Raw genomic sequence first — 2,609 nt, 5'->3', positions numbered from 1 at the left:
CGCCTCTGGGCGAGGCTCAAGGAATGGCGTGCCATCGCAACCCGCTACGAGAAAACCGCCACCAGCTTCATGGGCGTTCTGTCCCTCGCCGCAGCCCTCGACTGGCTCAAGCGATGACACGCCCTAGCCGTGTGGCGCTGGCAGCGGTGCTACGCCGAGGCGTGCGTCGAAGGTCTGCTGCGCGACAAATAACGTCCGCCCGGAAGACGACCCCATTCGATCGAGACGGTCGCCGGGGTGTTTGACTAAACCAGTGTGTTGAACCGACCCGACTGGGAGGCTACTGCATGGCCGCTGCCATGGGTAGCCGGAAGACCTGATCCGGGAAGCTGACGGGCGCGGGCGGCCGATAGCCCAGGGACGAATGCGGCTGGACGCGGTTGTAGGTCGTTTGCCAGAGACCGATCACGATCAGCGCCTCTTTCAACGTGTAGACGATCCCCTGCCTCAGGTACTTATCCTGAAGCTTGCCATTGAAGCTTGCGCAGTAACCGTTATCCCACGGCGAGCCCGGCGCGATGTACTGGATCTGTGCTCCGGCTTCGGCGACCCATTTGCGCAACGCTTTGGAATCTCTGGGCCGTTATCGCAGCGGATGTGCTCCGGGATGCCGTACAGGCACATGGCGTCAGCCAGCGTCTCGATCAGGCCCACGCTGTTGATAGGCCGGGCCACCTCCAGCGCGAGACAAGCTCGGCTGTTCTCGTCGATCAGCGTCAGGACCCGGAGCGAGCGTCCGTCATGGGTCATAGCCTGGACGACGTCGAAGCTCCAGACGTGGTTGCGATAGAGCGGGCGCAGCCGCACGCACGAGCCGTCGTTCAGCCACAAGCGGCTGCGTGGCCGGTGCTTCTGCGGGACCTTCAGCCCCTCACGACGCCAGATGCGCTGGACCCGGTCCTCGCCCACGTGCCACCCTGCTGCCTGTAGCAGCACGGTGACGCAGCGGTAGCCGTAGCGCCCGTACTTGGACGCCAGGGCGACGATGGCCCGGGTCGGCGCATCCTCGTCGGCCGGCAGCGTGGACACGTAGCGTTGCGTGCCGCGGTGCTGACCGACGATCCGGCAGGCGTGACGTTCCGAGAAGCCGTACTTCTCCCGGATCCCGTCCACCGCCTGCCGGCGTCGCTCGGGGGCTATGAGTTTGCCGCGGCGACGTCCGCCAGCACCTGCTCCTCCAAGGATAGATCGGCTACCGGCCGCCGCAGCCGCGCGTTCTCGCACTCCATGTCCTTCATCTTCCTGCCCTGGTCGACTTGGAGACCGCCGTACTCCTTGCGCCAGCGGTCATAGCTGTGCTCGGAGATCTCGGCCTCCTCGCACGCCAACGCCAAACTCTTAGCCTGGACCGTCTGCACCTCGCTCTGCCGCAGCTTCAACACCACCTGCTCCGCGCTCGTCTTCTGACCTCGCCGCATGTCCGACACCTCCGGTCCTGGCCGATCCTCTCGCTAGCCCCAATCCAAAGCCAGCCGGTCAGGTCACGGCGAGTCCAACGCCATTATCACCCATTCGATTGTTTTCATCAGTCTCGGATGGCTCTCTGAAATCGGGGAATCCGACATCAAGATCGGCTGGCCGGCGGCAGCGGCGTGTCCAACATATCCAGGGTAAGGTTGCTGACCGACAGCAACTGATGTCCCCAACGTGCGAACTTCTCGAGAAGAGCGGCGATGCGTTCGCTCTGAGCTGAGATTGTCGCATCGCGTTCCGCGATCAACCGGTCCCTCAAATCAATCTGAGCTCTAAGCGCTTCAATCGTCGTGAGCTCGGCAGGACTGCGTTTCCGTATTGCATCCGGTCGAGCGTTCTCGCGCTGCTGCAACTTTCGTTTCGCTTCGTAGGCGTTCTTGATGGCGGGTTTCGCATCAAGCGTCTGCCGGCTGAAGCGGGTTCCGGTGATCTGTTCCACGATGTCCATCACATCGTCCCAGGTGATGCGTCTCCGCATCCTGGCATCTCGGATGGCCGCGACGATCGTAGGCAGGGCGGACGGGTCGAAGTTGATCTTTTGACGATGCGCGGGACCAACGACGCGGATCGGCGAACGACCTCCACTGGGCTTCGCTCGCCGTCTCATGCCCGGCGGCCCCCGGTCGGTGGGCGGTTCGCAGCTTCGAATGCGGCAACGACTTGAACCAACGTGCCATCCGGATAGCGTTCGTCGTCGTGGATTGCGACCACCTTCTTCAGCGACGAAACCATGCGTCGATGGAACCGCAGATGGTTCGAGGGGCCCGCAGTCGCTGGCGACGCATCGGCTTCCGCCGATCGTACCAGCGCGGTATGGCGCTTCAGTAGACTGCACGCGCGACTGCGCTGTTCCGGATCACCCTTGCGGACGAAGGATTCCGGGCAGCCCCCGCACTGACCATCGTGAGGGCACGGCAGGATCGACCAATCGTGGATGCAGAGACCGATGTCCGTCTTCAACGTCACGAGACCGATGTTGTCGGATATCTCATCCTGCTCCGCGATTGGTACTAGGGCGTGTCATCGCTTGAGCCAGTCGAGGGCTGCGGCGAGGGACAGAACGCCCATGAAGCTGGTGGCGGTTTTCTCGTAGCGGGTTGCGATGGCACGCCATTCCTTGAGCCTCGCCCAGAGGC

Annotated in this window: 1 protein-coding gene and 1 pseudogene; both read right to left on the bottom strand. The window is 63.3% G+C overall.

Translation table 11 applies throughout. From position 1 onward, the window contains the following. Positions 1-280: 280 nt before the first annotated feature. Positions 281-1,418 (bottom strand): annotated as a pseudogene (locus AAHG09_RS31695) (IS3 family transposase). A 146-nt stretch (positions 1,419-1,564) separates the two neighbouring features. Further along, complete coding sequence (locus tag AAHG09_RS31690; protein ID WP_342112305.1) at positions 1,565-1,921, bottom strand: hypothetical protein; 357 nt, start codon at positions 1,919-1,921, stop codon at positions 1,565-1,567. Positions 1,922-2,609: the final 688 nt, after the last annotated feature.

The organism is Methylobacterium guangdongense, from assembly GCF_038442355.1.
Classification (GTDB): Bacteria; Pseudomonadota; Alphaproteobacteria; order Rhizobiales; family Beijerinckiaceae; genus Methylobacterium; species Methylobacterium guangdongense.
This window is presented reverse-complemented; position numbering and strand designations above follow the sequence as displayed.